This window comes from Nesterenkonia sandarakina (genome assembly GCF_013410215.1).
Taxonomy (GTDB): domain Bacteria; phylum Actinomycetota; class Actinomycetes; order Actinomycetales; family Micrococcaceae; genus Nesterenkonia; species Nesterenkonia sandarakina.
The window spans coordinates 1602519-1625956 of the sequence record NZ_JACCFQ010000001.1 but is presented as its reverse complement, the minus strand read 5'-3'; the positions used below and the strand labels follow the sequence as shown (position 1 = coordinate 1625956).

General features: G+C 69.6%; 24 protein-coding genes. 5 read left to right on the top strand and 19 right to left on the bottom strand.

Going from position 1 to position 23438, the window contains the following annotated elements; genetic code table 11:
- Window positions 1-85 precede the first annotated feature (85 nt).
- Window positions 86-898: a uroporphyrinogen-III synthase gene (locus HNR11_RS07575; RefSeq protein WP_179441794.1), complete on the bottom strand. Its 813-nt coding sequence runs from the start codon at window positions 896-898 to the stop codon at window positions 86-88.
- A gap of 47 nt (window positions 899-945) precedes the next feature.
- Here HNR11_RS07575 and HNR11_RS07570 point away from each other — a divergent pair, with 47 nt between their 5' ends.
- Window positions 946-1458, top strand: coding sequence for a hypothetical protein (locus tag HNR11_RS07570; RefSeq protein WP_179441793.1), 513 nt, complete (start codon window positions 946-948; stop codon window positions 1456-1458).
- A 24-nt stretch (window positions 1459-1482) separates the two neighbouring features.
- Here the strand turns inward: HNR11_RS07570 and HNR11_RS07565 are convergent, their stop codons facing one another.
- From HNR11_RS07565 to hemE, 6 genes are all read right to left on the bottom strand, one after another.
- Window positions 1483-1950: a hypothetical protein gene (locus tag HNR11_RS07565; RefSeq protein ID WP_179441792.1), complete on the bottom strand. Its 468-nt coding sequence runs from the start codon at window positions 1948-1950 to the stop codon at window positions 1483-1485.
- Window positions 1951-1960: 10 nt separating this feature from the next.
- Window positions 1961-2980: a hydroxymethylbilane synthase gene (gene hemC, locus HNR11_RS07560; protein ID WP_058888393.1), complete on the bottom strand. Its 1020-nt coding sequence runs from the start codon at window positions 2978-2980 to the stop codon at window positions 1961-1963.
- Complete coding sequence (locus HNR11_RS07555; protein WP_425488258.1) at window positions 2981-4306, bottom strand: ferrochelatase; 1326 nt, start codon at window positions 4304-4306, stop codon at window positions 2981-2983.
- Window positions 4303-5031 (bottom strand): hydrogen peroxide-dependent heme synthase, encoded by a 729-nt coding sequence (gene hemQ / locus HNR11_RS07550; RefSeq protein ID WP_179441791.1) that lies wholly within the window; start codon window positions 5029-5031, stop codon window positions 4303-4305. The genes HNR11_RS07555 and hemQ overlap by 4 nt, the downstream gene beginning before the upstream one ends.
- 101 nt (window positions 5032-5132) lie before the next feature.
- The gene (gene hemG / locus HNR11_RS07545) at window positions 5133-6710 is read right to left on the bottom strand and encodes a protoporphyrinogen oxidase (protein WP_179441790.1); all 1578 of its coding nucleotides are present in this window, start codon (window positions 6708-6710) and stop codon (window positions 5133-5135) included.
- Between the two features lie 11 nt (window positions 6711-6721).
- Window positions 6722-7942 carry a uroporphyrinogen decarboxylase gene (gene hemE, locus HNR11_RS07540; protein WP_179441789.1) on the bottom strand — a complete coding sequence of 407 codons (1221 nt, stop codon included), beginning with the start codon at window positions 7940-7942 and terminating at the stop codon, window positions 6722-6724.
- Between the two features lie 59 nt (window positions 7943-8001).
- Here hemE and HNR11_RS07535 point away from each other — a divergent pair, with 59 nt between their 5' ends.
- Entirely contained in the window at window positions 8002-9465 is a 1464-nt protein-coding gene (locus HNR11_RS07535) for a glutamyl-tRNA reductase (protein ID WP_179441788.1), read from the top strand.
- Window positions 9466-9617: 152 nt separating this feature from the next.
- On the opposite strand, the gene HNR11_RS07530 is transcribed toward HNR11_RS07535, so the two are convergent.
- The 9 genes from HNR11_RS07530 to HNR11_RS07490 all read right to left on the bottom strand — a co-directional run bounded on the left by HNR11_RS07530 (window position 9618) and on the right by HNR11_RS07490 (window position 17332).
- Window positions 9618-10523, bottom strand: a complete 906-nt coding sequence (locus tag HNR11_RS07530) for an ABC transporter substrate-binding protein (RefSeq protein WP_179441787.1) — start codon at window positions 10521-10523, stop codon at window positions 9618-9620.
- A gap of 94 nt (window positions 10524-10617) precedes the next feature.
- Window positions 10618-11310 carry an ABC transporter permease gene (locus HNR11_RS07525; protein ID WP_179441786.1) on the bottom strand — a complete coding sequence of 231 codons (693 nt, stop codon included), beginning with the start codon at window positions 11308-11310 and terminating at the stop codon, window positions 10618-10620.
- The gene (locus HNR11_RS07520; RefSeq protein ID WP_179441785.1) at window positions 11307-11984 is read right to left on the bottom strand and encodes an ABC transporter permease; all 678 of its coding nucleotides are present in this window, start codon (window positions 11982-11984) and stop codon (window positions 11307-11309) included. The genes HNR11_RS07525 and HNR11_RS07520 overlap by 4 nt, the downstream gene beginning before the upstream one ends.
- Window positions 11981-12814 carry an ABC transporter ATP-binding protein gene (locus HNR11_RS07515; RefSeq protein WP_179441784.1) on the bottom strand — a complete coding sequence of 278 codons (834 nt, stop codon included), beginning with the start codon at window positions 12812-12814 and terminating at the stop codon, window positions 11981-11983. Before HNR11_RS07515 ends, HNR11_RS07520 begins: the two co-directional genes overlap by 4 nt.
- Complete coding sequence (locus HNR11_RS07510) at window positions 12811-13716, bottom strand: DNA-methyltransferase (RefSeq protein ID WP_179441783.1); 906 nt, start codon at window positions 13714-13716, stop codon at window positions 12811-12813. The genes HNR11_RS07515 and HNR11_RS07510 overlap by 4 nt, the downstream gene beginning before the upstream one ends.
- Before the next feature lie 11 nt (window positions 13717-13727).
- Entirely contained in the window at window positions 13728-15425 is a 1698-nt protein-coding gene (locus HNR11_RS07505; RefSeq protein ID WP_179441782.1) for a DEAD/DEAH box helicase, read from the bottom strand.
- Between the two features lie 11 nt (window positions 15426-15436).
- Complete coding sequence (locus HNR11_RS07500; protein ID WP_058888384.1) at window positions 15437-15670, bottom strand: DUF3107 domain-containing protein; 234 nt, start codon at window positions 15668-15670, stop codon at window positions 15437-15439.
- A 107-nt stretch (window positions 15671-15777) separates the two neighbouring features.
- Window positions 15778-16428, bottom strand: a complete 651-nt coding sequence (locus HNR11_RS07495) for a TetR/AcrR family transcriptional regulator (protein WP_179441781.1) — start codon at window positions 16426-16428, stop codon at window positions 15778-15780.
- A gap of 55 nt (window positions 16429-16483) precedes the next feature.
- On the bottom strand, window positions 16484-17332 hold the full coding sequence (locus HNR11_RS07490; RefSeq protein ID WP_179441780.1) for a PHP domain-containing protein: 849 nt from the start codon (window positions 17330-17332) through the stop codon (window positions 16484-16486).
- An 84-nt stretch (window positions 17333-17416) separates the two neighbouring features.
- Here HNR11_RS07490 and HNR11_RS07485 point away from each other — a divergent pair, with 84 nt between their 5' ends.
- Window positions 17417-19009 carry an aminopeptidase P family protein gene (locus tag HNR11_RS07485; RefSeq protein ID WP_179441779.1) on the top strand — a complete coding sequence of 531 codons (1593 nt, stop codon included), beginning with the start codon at window positions 17417-17419 and terminating at the stop codon, window positions 19007-19009.
- 161 nt (window positions 19010-19170) lie between these two features.
- Complete coding sequence (locus tag HNR11_RS07480) at window positions 19171-19446, top strand: GlsB/YeaQ/YmgE family stress response membrane protein (protein WP_179441778.1); 276 nt, start codon at window positions 19171-19173, stop codon at window positions 19444-19446.
- Window positions 19447-19601: 155 nt separating this feature from the next.
- On the opposite strand, the gene HNR11_RS07475 is transcribed toward HNR11_RS07480, so the two are convergent.
- The gene (locus tag HNR11_RS07475; protein WP_179441777.1) at window positions 19602-20600 is read right to left on the bottom strand and encodes a YflT domain-containing protein; all 999 of its coding nucleotides are present in this window, start codon (window positions 20598-20600) and stop codon (window positions 19602-19604) included.
- An 87-nt stretch (window positions 20601-20687) separates the two neighbouring features.
- On the opposite strand from HNR11_RS07475, the gene HNR11_RS07470 reads away from it, so the two are divergent.
- A complete protein-coding gene (locus HNR11_RS07470; RefSeq protein WP_179441776.1) occupies window positions 20688-21818 on the top strand; it encodes a P-loop NTPase in 1131 nt (376 codons plus the stop codon).
- A 126-nt stretch (window positions 21819-21944) separates the two neighbouring features.
- Here HNR11_RS07470 and HNR11_RS07465 read toward each other — a convergent pair whose 3' ends face one another.
- A complete protein-coding gene (locus tag HNR11_RS07465; RefSeq protein WP_179441775.1) occupies window positions 21945-22508 on the bottom strand; it encodes a twin-arginine translocase TatA/TatE family subunit in 564 nt (187 codons plus the stop codon).
- A 26-nt stretch (window positions 22509-22534) separates the two neighbouring features.
- Window positions 22535-23428, bottom strand: a complete 894-nt coding sequence (locus HNR11_RS07460; protein WP_179441774.1) for a hypothetical protein — start codon at window positions 23426-23428, stop codon at window positions 22535-22537.
- Window positions 23429-23438: the final 10 nt, after the last annotated feature.

Sequence of the window (23438 nt, the reverse complement as noted above, 5' to 3'; positions counted from 1 at the left end):
GCGGACGGTGCGTCGCTGCGGGGCCGGCATGTGCCGTTGCGCAGCGGGCATCCTCCAAGCGTGACGCCGCCCGTCAGTCTAGTTCTCAGCGGCCCAGGGCGGCGAGGACAGCGGCGGCGCTCGGCTCAGAGAGAACACCGGCGGCGGGGATTCCGCGGCGCGAGAGGGTCCTGGCGGTGGGCCGACCGATGGCCAGCAGCCGCACCCGCGGCGGGAGTCCCAGGTCGGCCAGCGCGTCCGCTGCGGAGGAGCTGGTGACCAGCAGGACGGTGGGGTCCATATGGGTGAGCCGGTCGCGTCGCAGGTCCGCGGCCAGCTGCCCCAGGTCCAGGAGATCCTCCGAGGCAGGCGGGGGCAGCAGGCGCCGCCGCGGGTCACCGGCGGCGAGCACCCCGCCCACCACCAGAGAGTCGGTCTCATAGGCGCTGACCTGGGTGACGTCCCAGCCGAGAGCGCTGAGTCCCTCGCGCAGCTCGGAGCGGGCCTGGGCCGACTGCGGCAGCAGCAGCGAGGTGCTGTCATTGGGGGCCGGTTCGGGCATCTCCTGGATCATCCCGGCCGCGCTGCGCTCGGCCTCCGGCATCCACGGCTCGGCGACACCGGTCAGCCGCTGCAGCACCCGGGCCGTCCCGGGACCGACGACGCCGACGCGAGTCTGCGACGGCAGGGACCCGTCCCATCCCAGCTTCACCAGGGCACGCACCGTGTTCGCACTGGTGAACAGCACCCAGGCGAAGTCACCGCGGGAGAGCCGCTCGAGCGCCGTCGTCAGCTCGCCGGCCTCTGCTGGCAGGCGCTGTTCGGTGACCGGCAGGAACCGGACCTCGAGCCCGGCGGCGCGCAGCCCGGCTTCCAGCGGTCCGGCCTGCGCGGGATCTCGGGTCAGGGCGATGCGCATTGCGCCAGCCTACCGAGTGCGACGGGCAACAGTGGTTGACTGGCGTGATGGCACATCTCGACTCCGACGCAGGCCACTACGCACCCCTGCCGGAGCCTTCTACGGCCCCGGATTCGCCTTTCACTCGAGCACCCACCCTCGCCGGTCGCGAACGCGTGGTCGCCATCGGGGCGCTCTGTGACTTCGCTGAGGTGCCGACCGGTGGCAACCCCGGGCTGAGCGTGAGCATCTTCGAGCACTGCATCCTCGACGACGGCCAGCGGGTCCACCTCGATGAGCGCGGATTCACCCAGTCCCCCATGCACCGGGCCGACGGCGTGACCGTTGTGACGCCGGCCAGCGCTCCGCGACCCGGCCGGGAGTCACTGACCCAGGATGTGCTGAACTGCGTGCTCCCTGAGGATCTCCCCGATGGCAGCCCGCCAGTAGATGATCATCCGTGGGAGGAGCTGGCTCGCGCCGCCCGGGAGGCCGGGGTGCAGGTGAGCGCGGGGCAGCTGCGCGGACTGGAGTACTTCGTGGAGTTCACCGAGCGGGTGGAGAAGTGGCTGGAAGGCTGAGCGACGGCCCGGTGGCCGGAGACCTCAGTACTCGGTGTACTCCGCGCCGAGCTCTTCGGCCAGGGCTTCGAGGTCGCGGGAGTCCGGCTGCGGCGGTTCAGGGCCGTCCCCGGTCTGTGGCTGCACCGAGTCTTCAGCGTCCACGACGAACCAGCCGGGGCCCTGCTCGGCGGGTGATGGTTCCGAGAGGTCAGCGAAGTTGCCACGGGCCTCGTCGATCTCCTCGCGGTCCTCGGACCAGGCCAGCACCATCCCCTCCCCGCAGGTGAGACCTTCCAGGAAGCCGCCGTCGGAGAGCGCGATGTTCATAATGTTGGTGTTGTCGAAGATGGGGCACCGCAGCACCTCATCGACTGCGTCGTAGAGCGCCTCGGCGCTGTCGAAGCTGGGACCCTCGGGCTCACCCGCGTCGGGATCCGCGCTGCACCCGAGCAGGACCGCAGCCCCGGTGCACAGCGCCACAGCCGCTGCCCGTCTCGCCTGGGTGATCATGCTCAGCCCCTCAGGAGTCCACGACGTGCTTGAGCAGTCCGAAGTCCTCGGCCAGCAGCTGCTCCGCGACCAGCGTCCCCAGCTGCACCGCGCGCTCCACGGAGACCCGGCGATCCGCACCGGCCTCGATGGAGATCTCGGCGCCGGCGCGCTGCGTCCGGCTACCGTCGGGTGCGCAGATCACCGAGTCCAGGCGCAGGGTGGCGCCGCCGTCGGGGTTGTCGTCGTAGCGGGCCAGTCCGCCGATCGGGGCGGAGCAGCCGGCGTTGAGCCGGGCCAGCAGGCCGCGTTCCGCGGAGGTCTCCAGCCGGGCGGGGATGTCGTCATAGAGCGCCAGGGCCATGCCCAGCGGCGCGGTCGGCTCGGCGTCCTCGGCGCGGACCTCCACGGCCAGGGCGCCCTGTCCGGGGGCCGGCAGCATCACCTCGGGAGGCAGCAGCTCGGCGATGTGGTGCTCCAGTCCGAGCCGCTTCAGGCCCGCTCCGGCGAGCACCACGGCATCCAGGTCACCCCGGGCCGCATTCGGCGCCTGCGGTGAGGCCTCTGCGGCGGACCCGTGGCCCCGGACCCGGGCCAGCCGGGTGCCGACGTTGCCGCGGATGTCCACGATCTCCAGGTCAGGCCGTGCGGCGCGCAGCTGCGCAGCCCGGCGCGGGGACCCGGTGCCGACCTTCGCGCCCTGCGGCAGGTCGCGCAGCGGCAGGTCATCGGCGGAGCACAGCGCATCGCGGACATCCTCCCGGGAGGGCACCGAGGCGATCGCGAGCCCCTCGAGGTCCTTGGCGGGGAGGTCCTTGAGCGAGTGCACGGCCACATCGCAGGTCTTCTCGAACAGCGCCTGGCGCAGCGCGGAGGCGAACACCCCGGTGCCGCCCATCTGTGCCAGCGGCCCGGTGAGGATGTCGCCCTCGGTCTTGACCGTGATCAGCTCGTAGTCGGTCTCGGCGTGGGAGGCGAGCGCCTCGGCCGCCGTCGTCGTCTGGGTCAGGGCGAGCTTGCTGCCGCGCGTGCCTACGGTGAATGTCGCCATCTAGCTCCTCTGGACGTCCTTGCGGAACCGGGTGCAGTTGCAGGGTCCGCAGATGCCGGACCATTTGCCGGGCACGACCTGTTCGCCGAAGCCCACGGGTTCCCCATTGGCTCCCTTGAGGTATTCGCTGAGCACATCGACCAGCCCGGAGACGAACTTCTCCTGGATGCCGGGGGTGGCGGCCCGGTGGTAGGCCAGGCCCAGCTCGGCGGCGGTGTCCTTGGCCTCGGTGTCGAGGTCCCAGAGCACCTCCATGTGATCCGAGACGAAACCGATCGGCATCACCACCACACCGGCGACCCCGGCCTCGGCGTATTCCTCCAGGGCGTCGTTGATGTCGGGCTCCAGCCACGGGGTCTTCGGGCTGCCGGAGCGGGACTGGAAGGTCAGCGAGTGCTCCAGGCCCTCAGCCTCGGGCACGCTGGCCATCAGGTGCCGGGCGACGGCGAGGTGCTCGGCCGAGTAGACATCGGTGCCGTATTCCTCGATCACCCGGTCCGGGCCCATGGCTTCGGCGTTGCGGCTGGGGATGGAGTGGGTGACGAAGACGATCTTCGGCTGCGCCTCCGGCTTGCCGGCCTGCTCGAGCTGTTCCCGGACATCGGCGATCCCGGCGGCCAGGGCATCTTTGAACGGGTCGATGAAGGCCTTGTCCATGAAGAACTGGCGGACCTTGACCACGCTCATCTCCTCGCGGAGTTCGGTCTCATCCAGGGTCAGCGAGAAGTCCTCGCGGTACTGCCCGCAGGAGGAGTAGCCGTTGTACGCGGAGGTCACCAGCGCCAGGATCCGGCGGTGCCCGGCGGCGTGCATCTCCTTGAAGGTCTCGGTGAAGAACGGGTTCCAGTTGCGGTTGCCCCAGTAGATCGGGATGTCCAGCTGGCGGGCGGCGACCTCGGCCTCCAGTGCGCCCTTGAGGTCCCGGTTCTGCTGGTTGATCGGACTGATCCCGCCGTTGGCGCGGTAGTGGGTGGCGACCTCTTCGAGCCGCTCGTCCGGGATCCCGCGTCCGGCCGTGACATTGCGCAGGAACGGGATCACGTCATCCTGGCCCTCGGGTCCGCCGAAGGAGGCCAGCAGGATCGCGTCGTAGTTGCTGGGCTCGTCGGTGGTGGTGCCCTCGGCGTAGTCCACCGGCAACGGAGCCGGGGCCTCGGCGGCCTCGGTCTTGTCCTCGGTGCCCGGGGTGGGGGTGGCCTGGGAGGAGTCCGCCACGGCCGAGGCGGCCTGCTCCTCGGTGGGGTGATCGGAGGTCTCGGTGGGGTGGACCGGTCCGGTGTTCTCCGACCCGTTGTCTGACCCGGTGTTCTCTGGAGTGATCGTCACAGCAGGACCTCAGCGATCTCCGAAGCGGCCTTCAGGCGGCGTCCGGTGTAGAAGGGAATCTCATCGCGCACGTGATAGCGGGTCTCGGACTCGCGCAGCTTGCGCATCATGTCCACCAGATCGGTGAGCTTCGGCGCCTCCAGCGCGAGCAGCCACTCCCAGTCGTTCAGCGCGAACGCCGAGGTGGTGTTGGCCAGCACCGAGGGGAACTCCTGCCCGAGCATCCCGTGCTCGCGCAGCATCTTCCCGCGCTTGGCCGGGTCCAGCAGGTACCAGTCGTAGGAGCGGTTGAACGGGTAGATGACCAGCCAGTCCTCCGGGGGCACACCGAGGGCGTAGGCCGGGACGTGGCTGCGGGCGAACTCGGCGGTGCGGTGCACGCCCATCGCGGAGAAGGCGATCCGGGTCTTGGAGAACATCGCGGTGCGGCGGATGCGCCGCACTGCGGCCTGCAGACCTTCAGCGCTCGGCCCGGTGACCCAGGTGAGGATGTCGGCCTCGTCGCGCATGGCCGAGACGTCATAGCTGCCGCGGAAGTCGATCTCCTGCTCGGCGAACGCTCCGGCGAGCTCGTCGAACTCGACCTCCACGTCAGCGCCCTGCGGAGCGGAACCGGTCCGCGCGAAGACGGTGTAGAGGGTGAACCAGTCCTTGCCCGAGGTGTTGACCTCTTCGGGCGTTCGCTGAGCGGTGCTGCCGTAGCTCACAGATGCCTCCATCAGCATTGATCGTCCGTGTGGGACCCCAGGTGGCGATGTCCCGCATCCAGCTTATCGCCCGAGGTTGACCGGATTTCTACATGACGTCGAAAAAAGTGACCGACCGCTCAGCGGCCTGAGGCGAGGATCGTCGCGGCGGCGGCGCGCGCGTCGGGCACCACTCGGGCCAGCCCGGTGCCGGCGAACCAGGCGCCGATCATGTGGATCTCCGGGAGCCGGACTCCGCTGCCCGGATCCTGCGGGGCCCCAGCTCGGGAGGTCTGCGCCAGCCGGTCGCGCAGCGCGGCGATGCGTTCGGCGTGCCCGGCGGAGGTCTGCGGCAGTGACCGGCGCCACCGGATCACGCTGGCCTCCACGATCTGCTCCGGTTCGATCGGGACCCCGAAGAGCGACCCGACGTCCACGGTGGCCGCGCGCAGCAGCTCCTCGTCGCTGGAGTCTGCCCCCAGGGCACCCTGATGGGTCTCCCCCACCCGGCCGTAGGACAGCCGCACCACATGGTGCCCGGGCCCGTGGGCGTGGGCCACGGCGGTGTCCGCCCATTCCCATTTCGAACTGATGTGCGTCATCGCCTTCGCCGCGATGGTGCTCACCTGGGGAGCCACCAGCACACCGGTGCCTCGGGGGTGGTCATCGAGTTCCGGGGCGTCCAGGATCATGGAGACCAGGGCGACGCCGGGGCCCGCCGCCTTCGCGCCGACCGCCTGCGCGCCGGGAGCCTGCTCCGGGAGCAGTCCGGCCAGATCAAGGCCGCTCAGGTCAACGACCCCGGAGACCAGCTGGACCGCGGCGGGCGCGTCCAGAGCGAGGATCACGTGATCCGGCGCGGACGTGCGTCCCGGGACGCCGTCTGGGCCGATCCCGGCTGCGAGCGCGGCGAGGTCGGTGATCTGCGTGTTGAGCTGGATCTCCGCGCCGAGCTGGCGCAGCTCCTGCTCCAGAGTCAGGACCAGCCGATGCAGCCCGCCATAGAGCGAGTTCACCGCCGACCCGGGGGGTGCCTTGGACTTCACCAGCGCCACCGCACGGGCCAGGGAGCCTTCGCGCAGCATCGCCTCGAAGAGTCCCGGCGCGGCGTTGTTCATGTCCAGGTCGTCAGGATCCGCCGAATGGACCCCGGAGACGATCGGGGTGACCAGCCTGTCCAGCACGGCCTGACCCATCCGATCCCGGACCACCTCGCCCAAAGTGACCTGCCCGGCCCTGGTCTCAGAGATCTCAGCCCAGTCCTGCATCGAGGTGGTCAGGTCCGCCGCGGCTCGGCGCGCCTCTGCCTCACCCAGGATGGCCACCACATCAGGCGCCAGCGGATCCGCGGGAATCCCCAGGATCCCGGTGGCCGGCAGCGGGGCGGCCAGATCCGGCAGCTGCAGCCAGGCCGCAGTGTGCTGCGGGGCCACCGCCTGTTCATCCAGGCCCAGCTCCGTGAGCAGCCGCGGCACCACTGGGGAGCGGGTCGCGAAGGCCTCGGCTCCGGCGTCGTAGGCCACCCCGCCCAGCACGTGGGCGCCGATGGCGCCGCCCAGCCGGTCTGAGGCTTCGAAGATCTGCACCGTGGCCCCGGCACGCGCCAGATCCCAGGCCGCGATCAGCCCCGCGATGCCCCCGCCGACCACCGCCACGTGCGGCGGGCGCGCCGCGGCGGCCACGGGTTCACTCATCGGGGCGTTGCTCTGGGCGTTCATTCAGCGCAGGCTCAGTCCTCGTAGCCGATCTCGTGGATCAGGCTGACCACCCGGGTGAGCACCTCGGGGTCGGTCTCCGGGGGCACCCCGTGGCCGAGGTTGAGCACATGTCCGGCGGCGCCGGAACCGGCGGCGATGATGGACCGGATGTGACTCTCCAGCACAGACCAGTCGGCGGGCAGCAGGGCCGGGTCGATGTTGCCCTGCAACGGGGTCTCCGCGCCCACCCGGCGGGTCGCCTCGGCGAGGTTCAGCCGGTAGTCCACCCCGACGACGTCGGCGCCGGCCGCGCGCAGCAGGTCCAGGATCTCCCCGGTGCCGGTGCCGAAGTGGATCAGCGGGGCGGTGACCCGGTGACCCTCGGGCGTGGTGCCGCCCAGGTCCTGGACGTGGGTGAAGGCCTCGGCGGAGTGGCTCAGCACGTGCCGGGCGTAGTCCTCGCGGCCGAGTGATCCGGCCCAGGAGTCGAAGAGCTGCGCGGCGGAGGCCCCGGCCATCAGCTGGGCCCGCATGAACCGGCCGGAGACCTCCGCGGCCCAGGCGGCCAGCGCGTTCCAGGTCTCGGGGTCCGCGTGCATCATGGTCCGCGGTCCCAGGTGGTCCCGTGAGGGCCTGCCCTCGACCATGTAGGCGGCCAGGGTGAACGGGGCACCGGCGAAGCCGATCAGCGGGGCCGAGCCGAGCTCGGCCACGGTGCGCTTCACGGCCTCGGTGATCGGGGCGAAGGCGGCGTCGTCGAGCGTGGGCAGGGCGTCGACGTCGGCGCGGGTCCGCACCGGGGAGCCCAGCACCGGACCCACTCCGGGCTGGATCTCCACGTCGATCCCGGCCAGGCGCAGCGGGATCACGATGTCGGAGAAGAAGATGGCGGCGTCCACGTCATGCCGGCGCACCGGCTGCAGCGTGATCTCCGAGGCCAGCGCCGGGTCCAGGCAGGAATCCAGCATGGTGGTGCCTTCGCGCAGCGCCCGGTACTCCGGCAGCGAGCGGCCGGCCTGGCGCATGAACCACACGGGGCGGCGGTGTGGGCGTGTGATCTCCCCCGCACTGTTACGCCCGCCGCGATACTGATTCAGCAGCGCCGAGTCGGCGGTGAGCCCGGTGAGCAGCGGGTGGTCCTGAGGCAGCTGCCCGGTGGGGCCCTGAGAACGCACGGCAGCCCGCGGGATCGCGGTGACCGAGCCGGTGGCCGGGGAGGACGCGGCCATGCCCGCGAAAGTTCCAGAAGTCATATGCCACATTCTCCACTTTTCGGCGGCACAGTTCGACCCGCTGTAGAATCGATGACGTCGTGGTACTCATTTCCCTCGTTGCCACCCACTCGGAGCTGGACCTCGAGACGGTGGGCACGCTCAGCTCAGGAGCGGCCGAACTGGCCGGATCCGTACATATGCCTGCCGTGACGCTGGCGACCTGCAACCGCATGGAGATCTACGCGGAGTCCACCGGGTCCTCCCACGATGACGTCCAGAGCACCCGGGAGCAGCTGCTCGACGTGGTGGCCGAGACTTCAGGCCTGGACCGTGAACTGGTCGGACGCTCCTTCCGCACCCTGGTGGAGGACGACGCCGTCTCCCATCTCTTCGAGGTCGGGGCCGGACTGGACTCCGCGGTCATCGGCGAGCGCGAGATCGCCGGTCAGGTGCGCAAGTCCCTGGCCGACGCGCAGCATGCCGGCACCATCTCCGGAAACCTGACCAAGCTCTTCGAGACCGCGTCACGCACCGCCAAGGACGTCGGGACCCGCACGGCGCTGGGCTCGCGCGGACGGTCCATCGTCTCGGTGGCCCTGGACATCGCCGGGGACATGCGCGGAGACGGCGCCGCCTTCTACCCCAGGGCCAAGGTCGTGCTGATCGGCACCGGAGCCTACTCCGGGACCTCGCTGGCCCAGCTGGTGGAACGCGGAGTCACCGATATCGGGGTCTTCTCGGGCTCGGGCCGGGCCGAAGACTTCGTGGCCGAACGCGCCGGAGGTGCCCGGGCCCTGCAGATGCAGGAGCTCCCCGCCGCCTTCCGTGAGGCCGATCTGATCATCGGATGCTCCGGCGGGAACCGTCGGATCACCGCCAGGGAGGTCGAGAACCTGGCCGGACTCACCGGCAGCTCCCCCCGGGTGAAGCCGCTGACCGTGGTGGACCTGGCGCTCTCCCATGACTTCGATCCCGACGTCGCCGAGCTCGACGGGGTGGACCTGATCACCCTGGAGTCGGTGAAGATGGCCGCCCCCGGGGAGACCGAGGACTCGGTCCAGGAGGCGCGCGACGTCGTGGCCTCGGCGGTGCAGACCTACCTCACCGAGCGCCGGGAACGCAGCGCCGACGACGCCATCGTGGCGCTGCGGCGACACACCCAGGAGCTGCTCGATGAGGAGATGAACAAGATCCGGAAGCAGCATGGCTGCACCGGAGCCGCCGAAGAGGTGGAGTTCGCGGTGCGCCGGATCGTGCGCAAGATGCTGCACACCCCCACCGTGCGCGCCCGCGAGATGGCTGCCGAGGGGCGCACCGAGGACTACGTGCGCGCCCTGCAGGACCTGCACGGCATCGAGGTCCCGGTGCGCGCCGAGACCGCCCGCGCCACCCCGGCGAAGCGACGCCGGGCGGAGGACTTCTCCGCCGCTGAGCTCGCGCAGATGGCCAGCTACCTCACCAAGGTCCCCGCCGGCGGGTTCTGCCAGCACCACCGCCCCGGAGAGTTCGCGATCGAACGCATCGACGCGGTGCGCGGCCTGCAGATCCGCCGCGCCGGCTGAGCTGCCGCTTCAGGCTGGTCCGCGTCGGGCTTGCCCCTCGAGACGAAAAAATCGTAGACCTGTGGGTCTGTCGTAGGGCTAGAGCTCTACGATCCGCCACAGGTCTACGATCTTTTCATGCACGGGAAGGGGATCCCTCCCGGCGCCTCAGGTCAGTTCAGGCCCTGTTCGCTGAGCCATTCGGCGGCGACGTCGGCGGGATCGGCCTGCTCGTCCACGCTCTGGCTGTTCAGCGAGATCAGCTCTTCGCTGGTCAGCGCGGCGTTGACCTCGTCGAGCACGGCGGCTGCGGCGTCGTCGACCCGTTCTGAGACCACCGGCAGCACGTTCTGCGGCAACACCAGCTCCTCGGGGTCTTCGAGCACCACGAGGTCCTCGGCCTCGATGACCGGATCGGCGCTGTAGATGTCAGCGACCTCCACGTCCCCGCTGAGCAGGGCGTCCACGGTCAGCGGTCCACCAGAGTCCTGGACGGTGACCACGCTGATCTCCACCCCGTAGACGTCCTGGAGGCCATCCGGGCCATAGGGGCGGGTCTCGAACTCGGAGTTCGCGGCGATGCGCAGATCCTCGATCCCGGCGAGGTCGGCGACCTCGGTGAGATCGTTCTCCTCGGCGAACTCCGAGGTGACCACGAAGCTGTCCTGGTCGGTGGCCTCGGCCGGCTCCAGGACCCGCAGACCCTCGGGCAGCGCCTCTTCGAGAGCGGCGGTGATCTCCTCCAGGGTGGCCGCCTCAGCCTCGGCGTCGTAGTACTGCAGGAAGTTCCCCGCGTATTCGGGGAAGATGTCGATGGCGCCGGATTCGATCTCCGAGACGTAGACCTCCCGCTGACCGATCTCGAACTCCCGCTCGACCTCGATGTCCTCGGCCTCCAGTGCCTGGGCGTAGAGCTCGGCGATGATGGTGTTGGAGTAGTACTGCTGGGAGCCGATCACCAGAGCCTCGCCCTGTTCCGCCTCCGACTCGCCGTCCTCGGCGAGCGGATCTCCGCCGCCGCAGCCGGTCAGCGCCAGAGCGGCGATGGTTCCTGTGACCCACAGTCCGGTGGTCCTCATGTCTGGTCCTCTTTCTCTTGGCAGCTCCCACTTCGGCGGCAACTTGTCCTGAGGGAGATCTTCGCAGAAACTCCAGCTCACGCGCAGTGTGTGATCAGCGGGCAGTCACATTCGCGGGCGCCGTGCCGGCCAGTCCCGGGACCCTGCGCAGCAGCCGCTGCCCCAGTCCGAAGGCGCCGTCGACCAGGATCGCCAGCAGGATCACCACGATGGAGGCCCCGAGCATCACGGAGTAGTCATAGGTCTGCAGCCCCAGGAAGAGTTGGCGGCCCAGCCCCCCGGCGCCGACATAGGCGGCGAGCGTGGCGGTGGCGATGACCTGCAGCGCCGCGAGCCGGAGTCCGCTGAGGATCAGCGGGAGCCCCAGCGGAATCTCCACCTGGGTCAGCACCTGCCAGCCGCTCATGCCCTGGGCACGTGCGGCATCCACGGTGGCCTGGTTCACCGACTCCACCCCGGCATAGGCGCCGGCGAGCACCGAGGGCGCGGCCAGCACCACCAGCGCGACCATCGGAGCGGTCAGCCCGATGCCGGTGAACAGCGCCACCAGGGTGAGCAGACCCAGCGTGGGCAGCGCGCGGGCGGCGCCGGTGGCCACGATCGCGATGCCGCGTCCCTTGCGGGTGTGACCGATCGCCAGGCCCAGCGGAAGCGCGACCGCAGCCGAGATCCCCAGAGCCAGCAGGGTGTATGCCAGGTGTTCCAGGGAGCGTGCCCAGAGCCCGCCAGGCCCGGCCCAGGCCTCTGCGGTGAGCAGCCACTCCAGGGCTTCGAGGATGTTGCTCATGCGGAGACCTCCCGCGCCCGTGCCAGCAGCGGACGACGGCGGCGGCCCTGCTGCCAGGGCATGAGCAGCCTCCCGGCGAGGACCAGCAGCAGGTCGCAGATCAGCGCCAGCACCACGGTCATCAGGATCCCGGCCAGGATCGAGCCCACGATGTTGCGCGCGAACCCGTCGGTGAACAGCGAGCCCAGCGAGCTGACCCCGAGCACGGCGCTGACCGAGACCAGGCTGATCGAGCTCACGCAGACCACCCGCACACCGGCGAGCAGGGCGGGTCCGGCGAGCGGCAGCTCCACGGTGAAGAACCGTCCGATTCCGGAGAAGCCGATCGCGGTGGCCGAGGTGCGGATGTCACCGGTGACCGCGTCCAGCGCCTCAGCAGCGGAGCGCACCATCAGCGCCAGCCCGAAGATCGAGAGCGCGATCACCACGTTCAGCGGGTCCCGCACCGAGGTGCCGATCAGCGCGGGAAGCAGGATGAACAGCGGAAGCGAGGGAATGGCGTAGAGCAGCCCGGTGCCGGTGAGCACCGGTTCGCGCAGCACCCGGACCCGGTTGGCACCCCAGGCCAGCGGGATGGAGAGCACGAAGGCGATGATCACCGCCGGAAGGCTCAGCGCCAGGTGCGCCAGGGTGAGTTCCCCGATCCGCGGGAGGTTGTCCAAGATCCAGGTCATGGGCGTTGCACCGGCTGGGGGTCCACCACGCCCAGCGGCCGGCCCTGGGCGTCGGAGATCAGCCAGCCGCCGTCCTCGGCGGTGGCCGCGTTCAGCGAGCGTCGGCCCGAGTCCAGTCCCAGGAAGCGAGAGACGAACTCATCCTGCTGGTTCGCCACCAGCTCTGCGGGGGTTCCCGCGGCTGCCACTTCGCCGCCGGCCTTGAGCACCACGATCTGGTCCCCGAGGGTCAGCGCCTCGTCGATGTCGTGGGTGACGAAGATGATGGTCTTCTTCAGCTCCGACTGGACCCGGGAGAGCTCGCGCTGCAGCTCCACGCGCACCAGCGGGTCCACCGCCCCGAAGGGCTCGTCCATGAGCAGGATGTTGGGGTCCGCGGCCAGCCCGCGGGCCACACCCACGCGCTGCTGCTGACCACCGGAGAGCTGACCGGGGTAGCGCACGCCCAGGGAGGCGTCGAGGCCGACGATCTCCATCAGCTCGTAGCCGCGGGCCCGGGCGTCGGCGCGGGAGGCACCGTTGAGCCGCGGCACAGTGGCGATGTTGTCGATCACCCGGCGGTGCGGGAGCAGCCCGGAGTGCTGCATCACGTAGCCGATGCGGCGGCGCAGGGCGACCGGGGCGGCGTCGGCGACGTCTTCCTCGTCGATCAGCACGGCGCCGGAGCTCGGCTCGACCATCCGGTTGACCATGCGCAGCAGGGTGGTCTTCCCGCAGCCGGAGGAGCCCAGCAGCACGGTGGTGGTGTGCGAGGGCACGGTGAGGCTGAAGTCCTTCACCGCGGCGGTCCCGTCCGGGTAGGTCTTGGTGACCTGTCGAAATTCGATCATGACGCCTCCATCAGTGCCTGTCGGTGGACCTGCGCATGCTCGCCCAGACGATTCTCCATCACATCCAGCGCCTGTGGCGAGGAATCGATGCAGATGAAGCGCCGTCCGGTCTCCGCGGCCACCGCCCCCAGGGTCCCGGAGCCGGCGAAGAAGTCGAGCACCCAGTCCCCCGGGTTCGAGGAGGCCTGGACCATCCGGCGGACAAGTCCCACAGGTTTCTGCGTGGGGTACCCGGTCTTCTCCCGCCCGGTGGGCGAGACGATGGTGTGCCACCAGACGTCGGTGGGCAGCTTGCCGCGTGCGACCTTCTCCGCGGTGACCAGCCCGGGCGCCATATAGGGCTCCCGGTCCACGGCCTCGGCGTTGAAGATGTACCGCGACGGGTTCTTCACATAGACCAGGATGGTGTCGTGCTTGGTGGGCCAGCGCTTCTTGGTGCGCCCGCCGTAGTCATAGGCCCAGATGATCTCGTTGAGGAAGCACTCCCGCCCGAAGATCGCGTCGCAGAGCACCTTCGCGTAGTGCACCTCGCGGTAGTCCAGGTGCAGGTAGAGCGTGCCCTCTTCGGCGAGCAGGCGCCAGGCGTGGAGCAGCCGGGGCTCGAGGAACTCCCAGTAGTCGGTGAAGGAGTCGTCGTATTCAGCCAGCGCGCGGCGGACCGTGTCATAGCTGCGTCCGGCGAAGCCCACCCGGTTGCCCTCACCGTCGGGACGCCGGGTGTTGGTGGTCTTGGTGGCCCGCTGGGCCCGCCCCGTGTTGAAGGGCGGGTCCAGGTAGATCACCGTGAAGGCACCGTCGGGCAGCTGCGGCAGCAGCTCGAGGTTCTCCCCCTCGAGCACCTGCGAGGCACCGCCGGGGTCGAAGCCGCCGCCGCGCGCCGCAGCGCCCTGACCGGCACTCACATCGGTGCCGTTCAGCTCTCGCTGGAGGCGTTCTCGCCGCCCGAGCCGGAGCCGCCGCGACGACGACGCCGCCGCCTGGGCTGCGTGGGCGAATCAGAGCTCGCCGAGGATGCCTCGGCGGGAGCCGACTGGCCCTGCTGCTGGGAGGCGGAGGCGCTGTCCTCACCGCTGCGGGTGCGGCGACGGTTCCGGCTGCGTGGTGCCGCTGAGCGAGAACCCTGACCGGACTCTCGCTCACCGCGTCCGCCGTTCTCAGAATCGCGCCCGCCGCGTCCACCCTTGGCACGTGAACCTCGGCCGCCGTCGCGGTCCCCGCGTCCACCGCTGGACCGGCGCTTCTCCGGGCCGCCCAGGTCTTCGAGCTCCTCGGCGTCCAGACCGGCCTTGGAGCGCTTATGCCGGGGCAGGCGCCCCTTGGTGCCCTTGGGGATGTCGAGGTCCTCGTAGAGATGCGGCGAGGAGGAGTAGGTCTCGATCGGCTCCGGGATGCCCAGTCCGAGCGCCTTGTCGATCAGCTTCCACTTGGGCATGTCCTCCCAGTCCACGAAGGTCACCGCGATGCCGGTCTTCCCGGCGCGTCCGGTGCGACCCACCCGATGCAGATAAGCCTTCTCATCCTCGGGGGCGGTGAGGTTGATGACGTGGGTGATGTCGGTGACGTCGATGCCGCGCGCGGCGACGTCGGTGGCCACCAGGACGTCGATCTTCTCGTTGCGGAAGGCTCGCAGGGCCTGTTCGCGGGCGCCCTGGCCGAGGTCGCCGTGGATCGCGCCGGCGGCGAAGCCGCGGGACTGCAGCTCGGCGGAGAGCCGGTCGGCCTGACGCTTGGTCCGGGTGAACACGATGGTGCGACCACGGCCCTCGGCCTGGAGCAGACGGGCGATGACCTCGTCCTTGTCCAGGTGGTGCGCCCGGTAGACCAGCTGCCGGATGTCCTTCTTGGTGATGCCCTCATCGAGCGGATCTGCGGCCGAGATGTGGGTGGGCTTGGTCATGTAGCGCCGCGCCATGGCCACGACCGGGCCGGGCATGGTCGCGGAGAACAGCATGGTCTGCCGTCCGATCTCCGGAACGGCGGAGAGCAGGGTCTCCACGTCGGGGAGGAAGCCGAGGTCGAGCATCTCATCGGCCTCATCGAGGACCACGATGTTGACGTTCTTCAGCTTCAGGTGACGCTGCCGGTGCAGGTCGATCAGGCGACCGGGCGTGCCCACGACGATCTCGACGCCGCGGTCCAGCTCTTCGATCTGCGGCTCGTAGGCGCGACCGCCGTAGATGGTGGCGACCCGGATGCCGCGGCGCGCCGAGGCGACCTTGATGTCGGAGGCCACCTGCACGGCGAGCTCACGGGTCGGCGCCACGATCAGCGCCTGGGGCGCCCCGGGGGCCGGAAGGTCGTCATAGCCGGCGTCGTCCGGGCTGGTGACGCGCTGGATGGCGGGGATGCCGAAGCCCAGGGTCTTGCCGGTGCCGGTCTTGGCCTGACCGATGATGTCGTAGCCGCCCAGCGCGATCGGCAGGGTCTCAGCCTGGATCGGGAAGGGGGTGGTGATTCCCTTGGCGGCGAGCGCCTCGACGATCTCGGGGCGGACGTTGAAGTCTGCGAAGGTGAGGCTGGAGGCCTGGACGGCCTCGGCGAGCTCGGGGTCGGCTGCCGCGATGGTGGTGTCGGTCTCGGCGGCCGAGGACTCGGTTCTCTGTTCAGTCATAGGTTCTTTCATTAGGCGACTGCGGCGGCGAAGCCCACAGTCTGTTTGGTGTCGGAGCCGATCTCCACATAGCCGATGGAGGCGACCGGCACCACGATCTTCTTGCCGCGGCGGTCCTCCAGGCTGAGCAGCGACTGCGCGCCTTCGATGGCGGCGGCCACGGCCTGCTCGATCTCTTCGGGCTTGGCGTCGGTCTCGATGACGATCTCGCGGGAGACGTGCTGAATGCCGATACGTACTTCCATGCCAACTCCTTGAATCTGTGGGCTGCGCCCACTTCGAGGAGTTCCACATGTGCCCGGGAGCGGGCGCGTGCGGGAGAAGCGGGCGGGTTTACCTGCCTGAAGTCTACCTACTGCGCGCTCTGCGTGCTTTCAGGCTCCTTCGGGAAGCCCGAGATTCCGCGCCAAGCCAAACGCGCGGTCAGCTGGGCGGAGACCTCCCGGTCCGGGCGTTCGGAGAGTCGGCTCCAGTGCCGGGCGGCGGAGAGCGCCATGCCGATCAGCCCGTGGCCGAGCATCGTCGCTTCGGCCATCGGCTGGCCGGTGTCATCGGCGATGACCTCCGCGATCGCGCCGGCCATATCGTCGTGGAAGCGTTCCAGCCGGTCTTCGACCTCGTCGTCGTTGTCCATCCCGGAGGTGAACACCAGCCGGTAGGCCTCGTCCTTGCGCGAGATGAACTCGTAGAAGGCGCCCATGGTGGCCTGCACCCGGTCCTTGTTGTCCTCGCTTCTCGCCAGCGCCTGGGTGAGCTCATGCTCCAGGGCACCGAGGTGGGTGTCGAGCAGCCCGAGGAAGAGCTCGTGCTTGCCCGGGAAGTGCTGGTAGAGCACCGGCTTGGAGACCTGGGCGATCTCGGCGATGTCGTCCATCGACGCCCCGTGATACCCCTTGGCCACAAAGACCTGCAGCGCGCACTCCAGCAGCTGGGTGCGCCGCTTCTCCCGGGGCAGCCGCTTGGCCCGCACGACTCCTGCCGGGTCGCTGATGGTCTGAGTCATGGGCACAGTCTATGGCGGGCCGCGCCGGGACCGCCTCCGTCGTGGGTTCTGGGACTCAGGGCCGGATCGGCGCGGTGCCGGTGGCCAGGGCGCACAGCGCCTCCACGGTCTCCCAGTCGGTGGTGTTCTCCCCGAGCCGGTTGTCCTTCCCGGTGCCGTGATAGTCCGAGGATCCGGTGATCAGCAGGTCGTGGCGGGACGCGAGCCCGCGGAGCACCTCCCGGCCCGATTCGGGATTGTCCCGGTGGTAGACCTCCACGCCGGCCAGACCGGCCGCGACCATCTCCTCCAGCTGCTCGCCGCTGACCGTGCGGCCCCGCGCTGAGGCCATGCCGTGGGCCAGGACCGGGACTCCCCCGGCTTCGCGCACCAGCCGGATCGCCGTGACCGGGTGCATGTTGTCCTGGCCCACGTAGTAGGGAGAGGCGGCGTGCAGCAGGTGGTCGAAGGCCTCCTGCCGGTCTGCCACCGCGCCGATGCCGACCAGGGCGTCGGCAAGGTGCGGCCGCCCGACGGTGGCCCCGGCGCTGACATGCTGCTCCACGGTCTCCCAGGTCAGCGGGAAGTCCACGGAGAGCCGATCAGCGATCCGGCGCGCCCGGTGCAGCCGACCGTCCCGGGCCGCAGCCACGGCCTCGGAGAGGCCGGGGTGCTGCGGGTCGTGGAGGTAGCTGAGCAGGTGGACGCTGATCCCGTTCTCGGTCAGCGTGGTGATCTCCATCCCGGGCAGCAGGGCGATTCGGTGCTGGTTCGCGGCGTCGATCGCCTCGTCCCAGCCCGAGGTGGTGTCGTGATCGGTGAGCGCCAGTCCCTGCAGTCCCGCGGCCGCCGCGGCGGCGACCAGCGCCGCCGGAGATTCGGTGCCGTCGGAGACATATGAATGGGTGTGCAGGTCCACGCTCATGCTCCTCAGCCTACCGGCCAGCCCCGGCCGGCCCGGGTGCCGTGACCCAGCTCCGACGTCGAGCCCCCGCCTAGACTGGATCCCATGACCAGTTCAGAGAAGCAGGAAGAGTTCGACGTCGTCTCCCCCGCCTCCGCGGCGGGCTTCACCCCCGAGCAGGGGCAGGATCTCGGGGACCGGGTGAACAACCGTTCCCAGCGGCCCACCTCGGAGGCGTTCCAGGAGTTCATGGCCTCCAGCTGGGCTCCAGCGGAGACGGTGCAGCATGAACGTGACGAGGTGGCCGAGTATGCTGCCGCCCGGCGCGGCGCGGTCTCAGCACGGTTCCCCGCAGAGCGTCTGGTGATCCCCGCCGGCCCGCACAAGGTGCGCTCGAATGACACCGATTACCGGTTCCGGCCGCATTCCGCCTTCGCCCACCTCTCCGGGCTCGGGGTGGACCATGAGCCCGGCGCGGTGCTGGTCTTCGAACCCGTGGATGAAGGGACCGGGGATCACGGTTCCGGACATGAGGTCACGCTGTACTTCAAGCCGATGGCGGGACGCGACACCCAGGAGTTCTACGCCGATGCCCGCCACGGCGAGTTCTGGATCGGCCCCCGTCCGGGTCTTGATGAGTTCTCGCAGCGACTCGGGCTGCGCACCGCAGATGCCGGGGCCCTGGAGGTGGCGGTGACCAAGAACGCCGGGCCGGTGGAGTTCGGCGGCACCCGGATCCGGCTGCTGCGGGAGGTGGACCTGGACGTGGACGCCCTGGTGGACACCTCGCGGATCAACACCACGGTGGACCTGGAGACCTCCGACGCCTTCGACGGCGAGCTCGCCGAGGCGCTCTCCGAGCTGCGACTCATCAAGGACGACTGGGAGATCTCACAGATGCGCCTCTCCGTGGACGCCACGATCGCCGGGTTCCACGACGTCGTCGCCGCTCTGCCGCGCGCAGCCGGTCACGCCCGCGGCGAGCGAATCGTGGAGGGCACGTTCTTCGCCCGGGCCCGCCTGGAGGGCAACGACCTCGGCTATGACACCATCGCGGCTGCGGGCAACAACGCCACGGTGCTGCACTGGATCCGCAATCACGGCGCGGTGCGACGCGGGGACCTGCTCCTGCTCGACGCCGGAGTGGAGGCGGACTCGCTCTACACCGCAGACATCACCCGCACGCTTCCGGTCAGCGGGGAGTTCTCCCCGGTCCAGCAGAAGATCTACGACGCGGTGCTCGCCGCGGCGGATGCCGCCTTCGCCGTGGTCCGCCCCGGGATCAGGTTCCGCGAGATCCACGCGGCTGCGGTGAAGGTCCTCGCCGAGCACCTCGATGACTGGGGACTGCTGCCGGTCAGCCTTGAGGAGGCCCTGGACGAGACCGGCCAGCACCACCGCCGCTGGATGCCGCATGGAACCAGTCACCACCTGGGACTGGATGTCCATGACTGTGCCCAGGCCAAGCGGGAGCTCTACCTCGACGGAGTGCTGGAGCCCGGGATGGTGTTCACCATCGAACCCGGTCTCTACTTCAAGGACGAAGACCTCGCGGTGCCTGCGGAGTTCCGCGGGATCGGAGTGCGAATCGAAGACGACGTGCTGGTCACCCAGGACGGCGCCGAGAACCTCTCGGCAGCGCTTCCGCGCACCGCGCAGGAGATTGAAGCTTGGATGCAGGGCATCTGGAATTCCTGAAGATCCTGGTCTCAAGCCGAGAAGAAGTGTGCTACGGCGGTGATAGAACTGTGATCAAGCCGATCTCTGTCAGCGACTAAGCGTTCATGACTGCTGGGTTTCAGGGGTTAGGCTGGAATAAGTCGAACCTGTCAGGTTCAAGAATCACAGGAGGAATTTTCATGGGAATCATCGCTTGGCTCGTTCTGGGCCTCATCGCCGGCGCCATCGCCCGCCTCATCCTGCCCGGTAAGCAGGCCGGTGGCTGGATCGCCGCACTGATCACCGGTGTGCTCGGCGCACTGGTCGGCGGCTTCATCGCCTCCGCCGTCTTCGGCATCAACGTCAACGACTCGTTCTTCGACCTTGCCACCTGGCTCTTCGCCATCGGTGGCGGCGTGCTGGTGGCCTTCATCTGGCAGGCCATCACCGGTCGCCGCGGCAGCAAGACCGTCTGAACCACTTCAGCGCGGCGCGGCTCATGACTGAGCCAGGACCGCACTGAAGCGCAGATACACAGAAGCGCCCCGCTCGCCCGGGCTCCACGGAGCATCGGAGGAGCGGGGCGTCTTCGTGTCTGCAGACACGTTCCCTCCGGTTCTGGCCGCCGCCCTCAGCGGTGCGAAGAGTCCTCAGCGTCCTTGGAATCATCGACAGGGCGACGCTCCGCGTCCTGCTCCGGCCCTCCGTCAGCGGCCTCGGGGGCGCCGCCCTCAGCGGGGGTCTCTGCGGCGGGGACGCGCACCCCGTAGCGTGGGCGCCCGTCAGGAAGGTCGTTGTACCCGGCCGTGGGCTGGCCGGGAGCCGAGCCGGGCGCCGTCGTCGTCTCCTTCTCAGGTGCGTCCTGCCCCTGGGCATCCTGGCCCTCGGCGTCGGGCCCCTGAGCGTCCTGTCCCGGCGTGTGTGCGGCTGCGGGTGGCTGGACGAGCGCTGGGCCTCCGTCTGTCTGGCTGCCCTGATGCTGCTCTCCCGACCCGGTCTGCGGCGGCGCGGCGACCGGCTGCGTGGCAGCTGAGGCGGCGCTGCCGGAACTGGCGGGGGTTGAACCGGTGCGGGCCGGTGCGGCGGGCGTGAGCCGTGCCGACGCCTGGGTGGTCGGATCGTTATAGGCGTTCAGGCTCATCACACCGGCGCCGGGCACCAGCTGCCGGGCGCGGTGCGCCGCCGAGAACTCGCAGACCACGTCGAAGGTGGTCGCCACCAGCTGGGAGGAGGAGGCGTACTCCCGCTTCCCCTTGCGCATGGCGAAGCCTAAGACCCCGATGATCATCCAGATCGCCATGCCCAGCACCACCGAGAACAACAGGTTGTAGATCGCGGCCTCGGGGCTGAACAGGTAGAGGATCAGCCCGATGAAGGCGCCGAACATGGCGCCCTGCGCGGCACCCCCGAGCGCCACCCGTGGGTAGGTCAGACGGGTGCGGATATGCTCCACCGAGCGCAGGTCGTTGCCCACGATGCTCAGCGCCTTGACGTCGAAGTCCTCCGCCGCGGTGAGGTGATCCACCAGCTTCTGGGCGTCTTCATAGGAGCGGTACCGGCCGAGCAGCTCACCGCGCGGCAGCCCCGAGGTGTTCTTTGCGCCTGCATTGGTCCCAGCGTTGATCGACATGTCCACATCATCTCAGGTGCATGCCTGTGGCGGAGCCCTGAAGAGACCGGCGAGGTCACAGAGCGTGCTGGCTCGTAGACTGGGGCGGTGTCTGATCCTTCCATCACCGAACGCATCCGCCAGCGCCTGAACGAGGTCATCGATCCGGAGCTGCGCCTGCCGATCACCCAGCTGGGCATGGTCGGTGAGATCAGTGTGGACGAATCCGGTGCCGCGCAGGTGGGGGTCAAGCTGACCATCGAGGCCTGCCCGATGCGCAGCCGGATCGTCGAAGACGTCACCGCGGCCGCGGTGCGCGCTGAGGGAGTCACCACCGCTTCGGTGCAGCTGGGCGTGATGACTCCCCAGGAGCGGGCCGAGCTGAAGGACCACCTCCGGGGCGGGGAGACCGGGAAGGTCAATCACTTCGCGCAGCCGGAGAACCTGACCCGGGTCTACGCCGTCGCCTCCGGCAAGGGCGGGGTGGGCAAGTCCTCGGTCACGGTGAACCTGGCCTGCGCGATGGCCGCGCAGGGGCTGAAGGTCGGGATCGTGGACGCGGACATCCATGGGTTCAGCGTCCCGGATCTGATGGGGATCACCGATAAGCCCACCCGGCTCGATGAGATGATCCTGCCGCCGGTGGCCTACGGGGTGAAGACCATCTCGATCGGAATGTTCGTCGAGGGCAACCAGGCCGTGGCCTGGCGCGGTCCGATGCTGCACCGGGCGGTGGAGCAGTTCCTCACCGACGTGCACTTCGGCGATCTGGACGTGCTGCTGCTGGACCTGCCCCCGGGCACCGGGGACATCGCCATCTCAGTGGCCCAGCTGCTGCCCGGCTCCGAGCTGCTGGTGGTCACCACCCCGCAGGCCGCCGCGTCGAACGTGGCCGAGCGGGCCGGCGCGCTGAGCTCGCAGACCAAGCAGCGCGTGGCCGGGGTGATCGAGAACATGGGACCGATGACATTGCCCGATGGCTCCAGCTTCGAGCTCTTCGGCTCCGGCGGAGGCCAGCTGGTGGCCGACCGGCTCAGCGAGTCCCTTCAGGCCGAGGTGCCGCTGCTGGGCTCGGTGCCGCTGGACATGAACCTGCGCGAGGCCGGCGACGACGGCGAGCCGGTGGTGCTCTCAGCCCCTGACTCCCCGGCCGGATCCGCGCTGCGCGAGATCGCCGCCCGGCTGGCCGTGCAGCCGCGCGGCTTCAGCGGGCGCAAGCTCCCGATCAGCCCCGCCTGATCCCAGTCTCCACCCCTGCTCCCCTGCCCCAGCGTTTTACCTGCGCGTATGTGATGTACCCGGGTGACCGTCGGGGAGGTATTCCACGCATCGCGGGGTAAAACGCGTGGGGTGAGGGGTGGGCGCCTAGGTGGCCTCGCTGTCGAAGGGGGCCTTGACTGCGGTGGGCGCCTCCGCATGATCCTCGTTCGCGGCGACCTCCGGTGCGGCTGGCGCGGCGGGGTCCCGCGGCGCGCCAGCTCCGGCCATCCCGGCCGCGATGGCGCCGCTGGCGGCCGCTGCGGCGGGCGAGACGCCCCCGCTGGAGGCGGCGCCGCTGCGGGCACCGGGTGTGGAGCCGTTCTTGCTGCGGAAGAGTTCGCGCGGGTCCGTCGCCGCGCGAGCCGAGTCCAGCGTCCCGGTCACCGCAGAACGGGTCTCCCGGAAGTCGTCTCCGTATTCGTTGCTCAGGGCGTCACGGATGATCCGCCGCGGATCGTACTGCCGGGGGTCGTAGCGCTTCCAGTCCACGTCGTCGAAGTCGGTGCCGGTCTCATCCTTGAAACGGCCCTTGGCGTCCTCGGCGAGGTCCCGCGCCTGGCGGGCCCAGCGGGCCAGATTCCGGGCATACTGCGGAAGCCTCTCGGGTCCGAGGATGACGAGCGCGAGCACGATCAGGATCACGAACTCGTAGGCATTGATACCAGGCACAGCTCAACCCTACCCTCAGCGTCGGCTCAGTCGGTGAGCCAGTCCAGCAGCTCTTCGAAGCCGCGTTCAAGCCGCTCGGAGCCGGAGGGAACGATCGGCAGCACCTGCACGCGGGAGCGGTCGGTGGCCATCACCCAGTTCGAGATCTGCTCCGCAGTCTCTGTGGGCAGATCGGAGGTGACCACGTACTGCACCCGAGCGCTCTCCATCGCCGCGGTCCACTCCTCGGAGTCCTCAGACACGTAGAGCTCGCAGTCATCGCCGGTGCGCAGGGTGAGGGTCTCCCGGGCGGCGGCGGAGGTGTCCACGACCTCGCCGAGCTTGGACTCCAGCGACGCAAGCTCCAACTCGGCATCTTCCGGGCGGGTCTCGGAGATGTCCAGGCGGTGCTCGCCGTCGGTCAGCCGCACCTGCACGGTGCGTATGCCATCGACCACTCCGGTCTCGGCGTACTCGGTGGCCAGGCCGAAGCCGGAGAGATGCGGCACGGACCAGCCCAGGCTCTTGAGCTCGTTGAGGTTCTCCAGCGGGATCTGCTGGATCTGCGTGCTCTCCGGCGCCCCGGGCAGCGTCACATCGGCGGCGTCCACCGGGATCAGGTTCAGGTCTGTGCTGGTGACGGGCGCTTCCACGACGCCGTCGTGGGCGAGACCCTCGGCCTCATGCTGGCTGGACTGTGAACCTTGCGGCAGCAGAGACTGCACCGAATTGATCTGCGGAAGCGCCCTGCCTCCCACCACCCAGGCGGTCACGAAGATGAGAACTCCGAGCAGCACCAGCACCAGCAGGGCCAGCGCCACAAGCCACCCGGCACGCGGCCGGGTGGCTTCCTGGGCGACCGCTCCGCGCTGCCAGCCACGGTGTGACTCACCGGTGCCGCCTCCGCGAGCGGACGGAGTACTACGATCGAGCCTGGTCATCCTGACTATC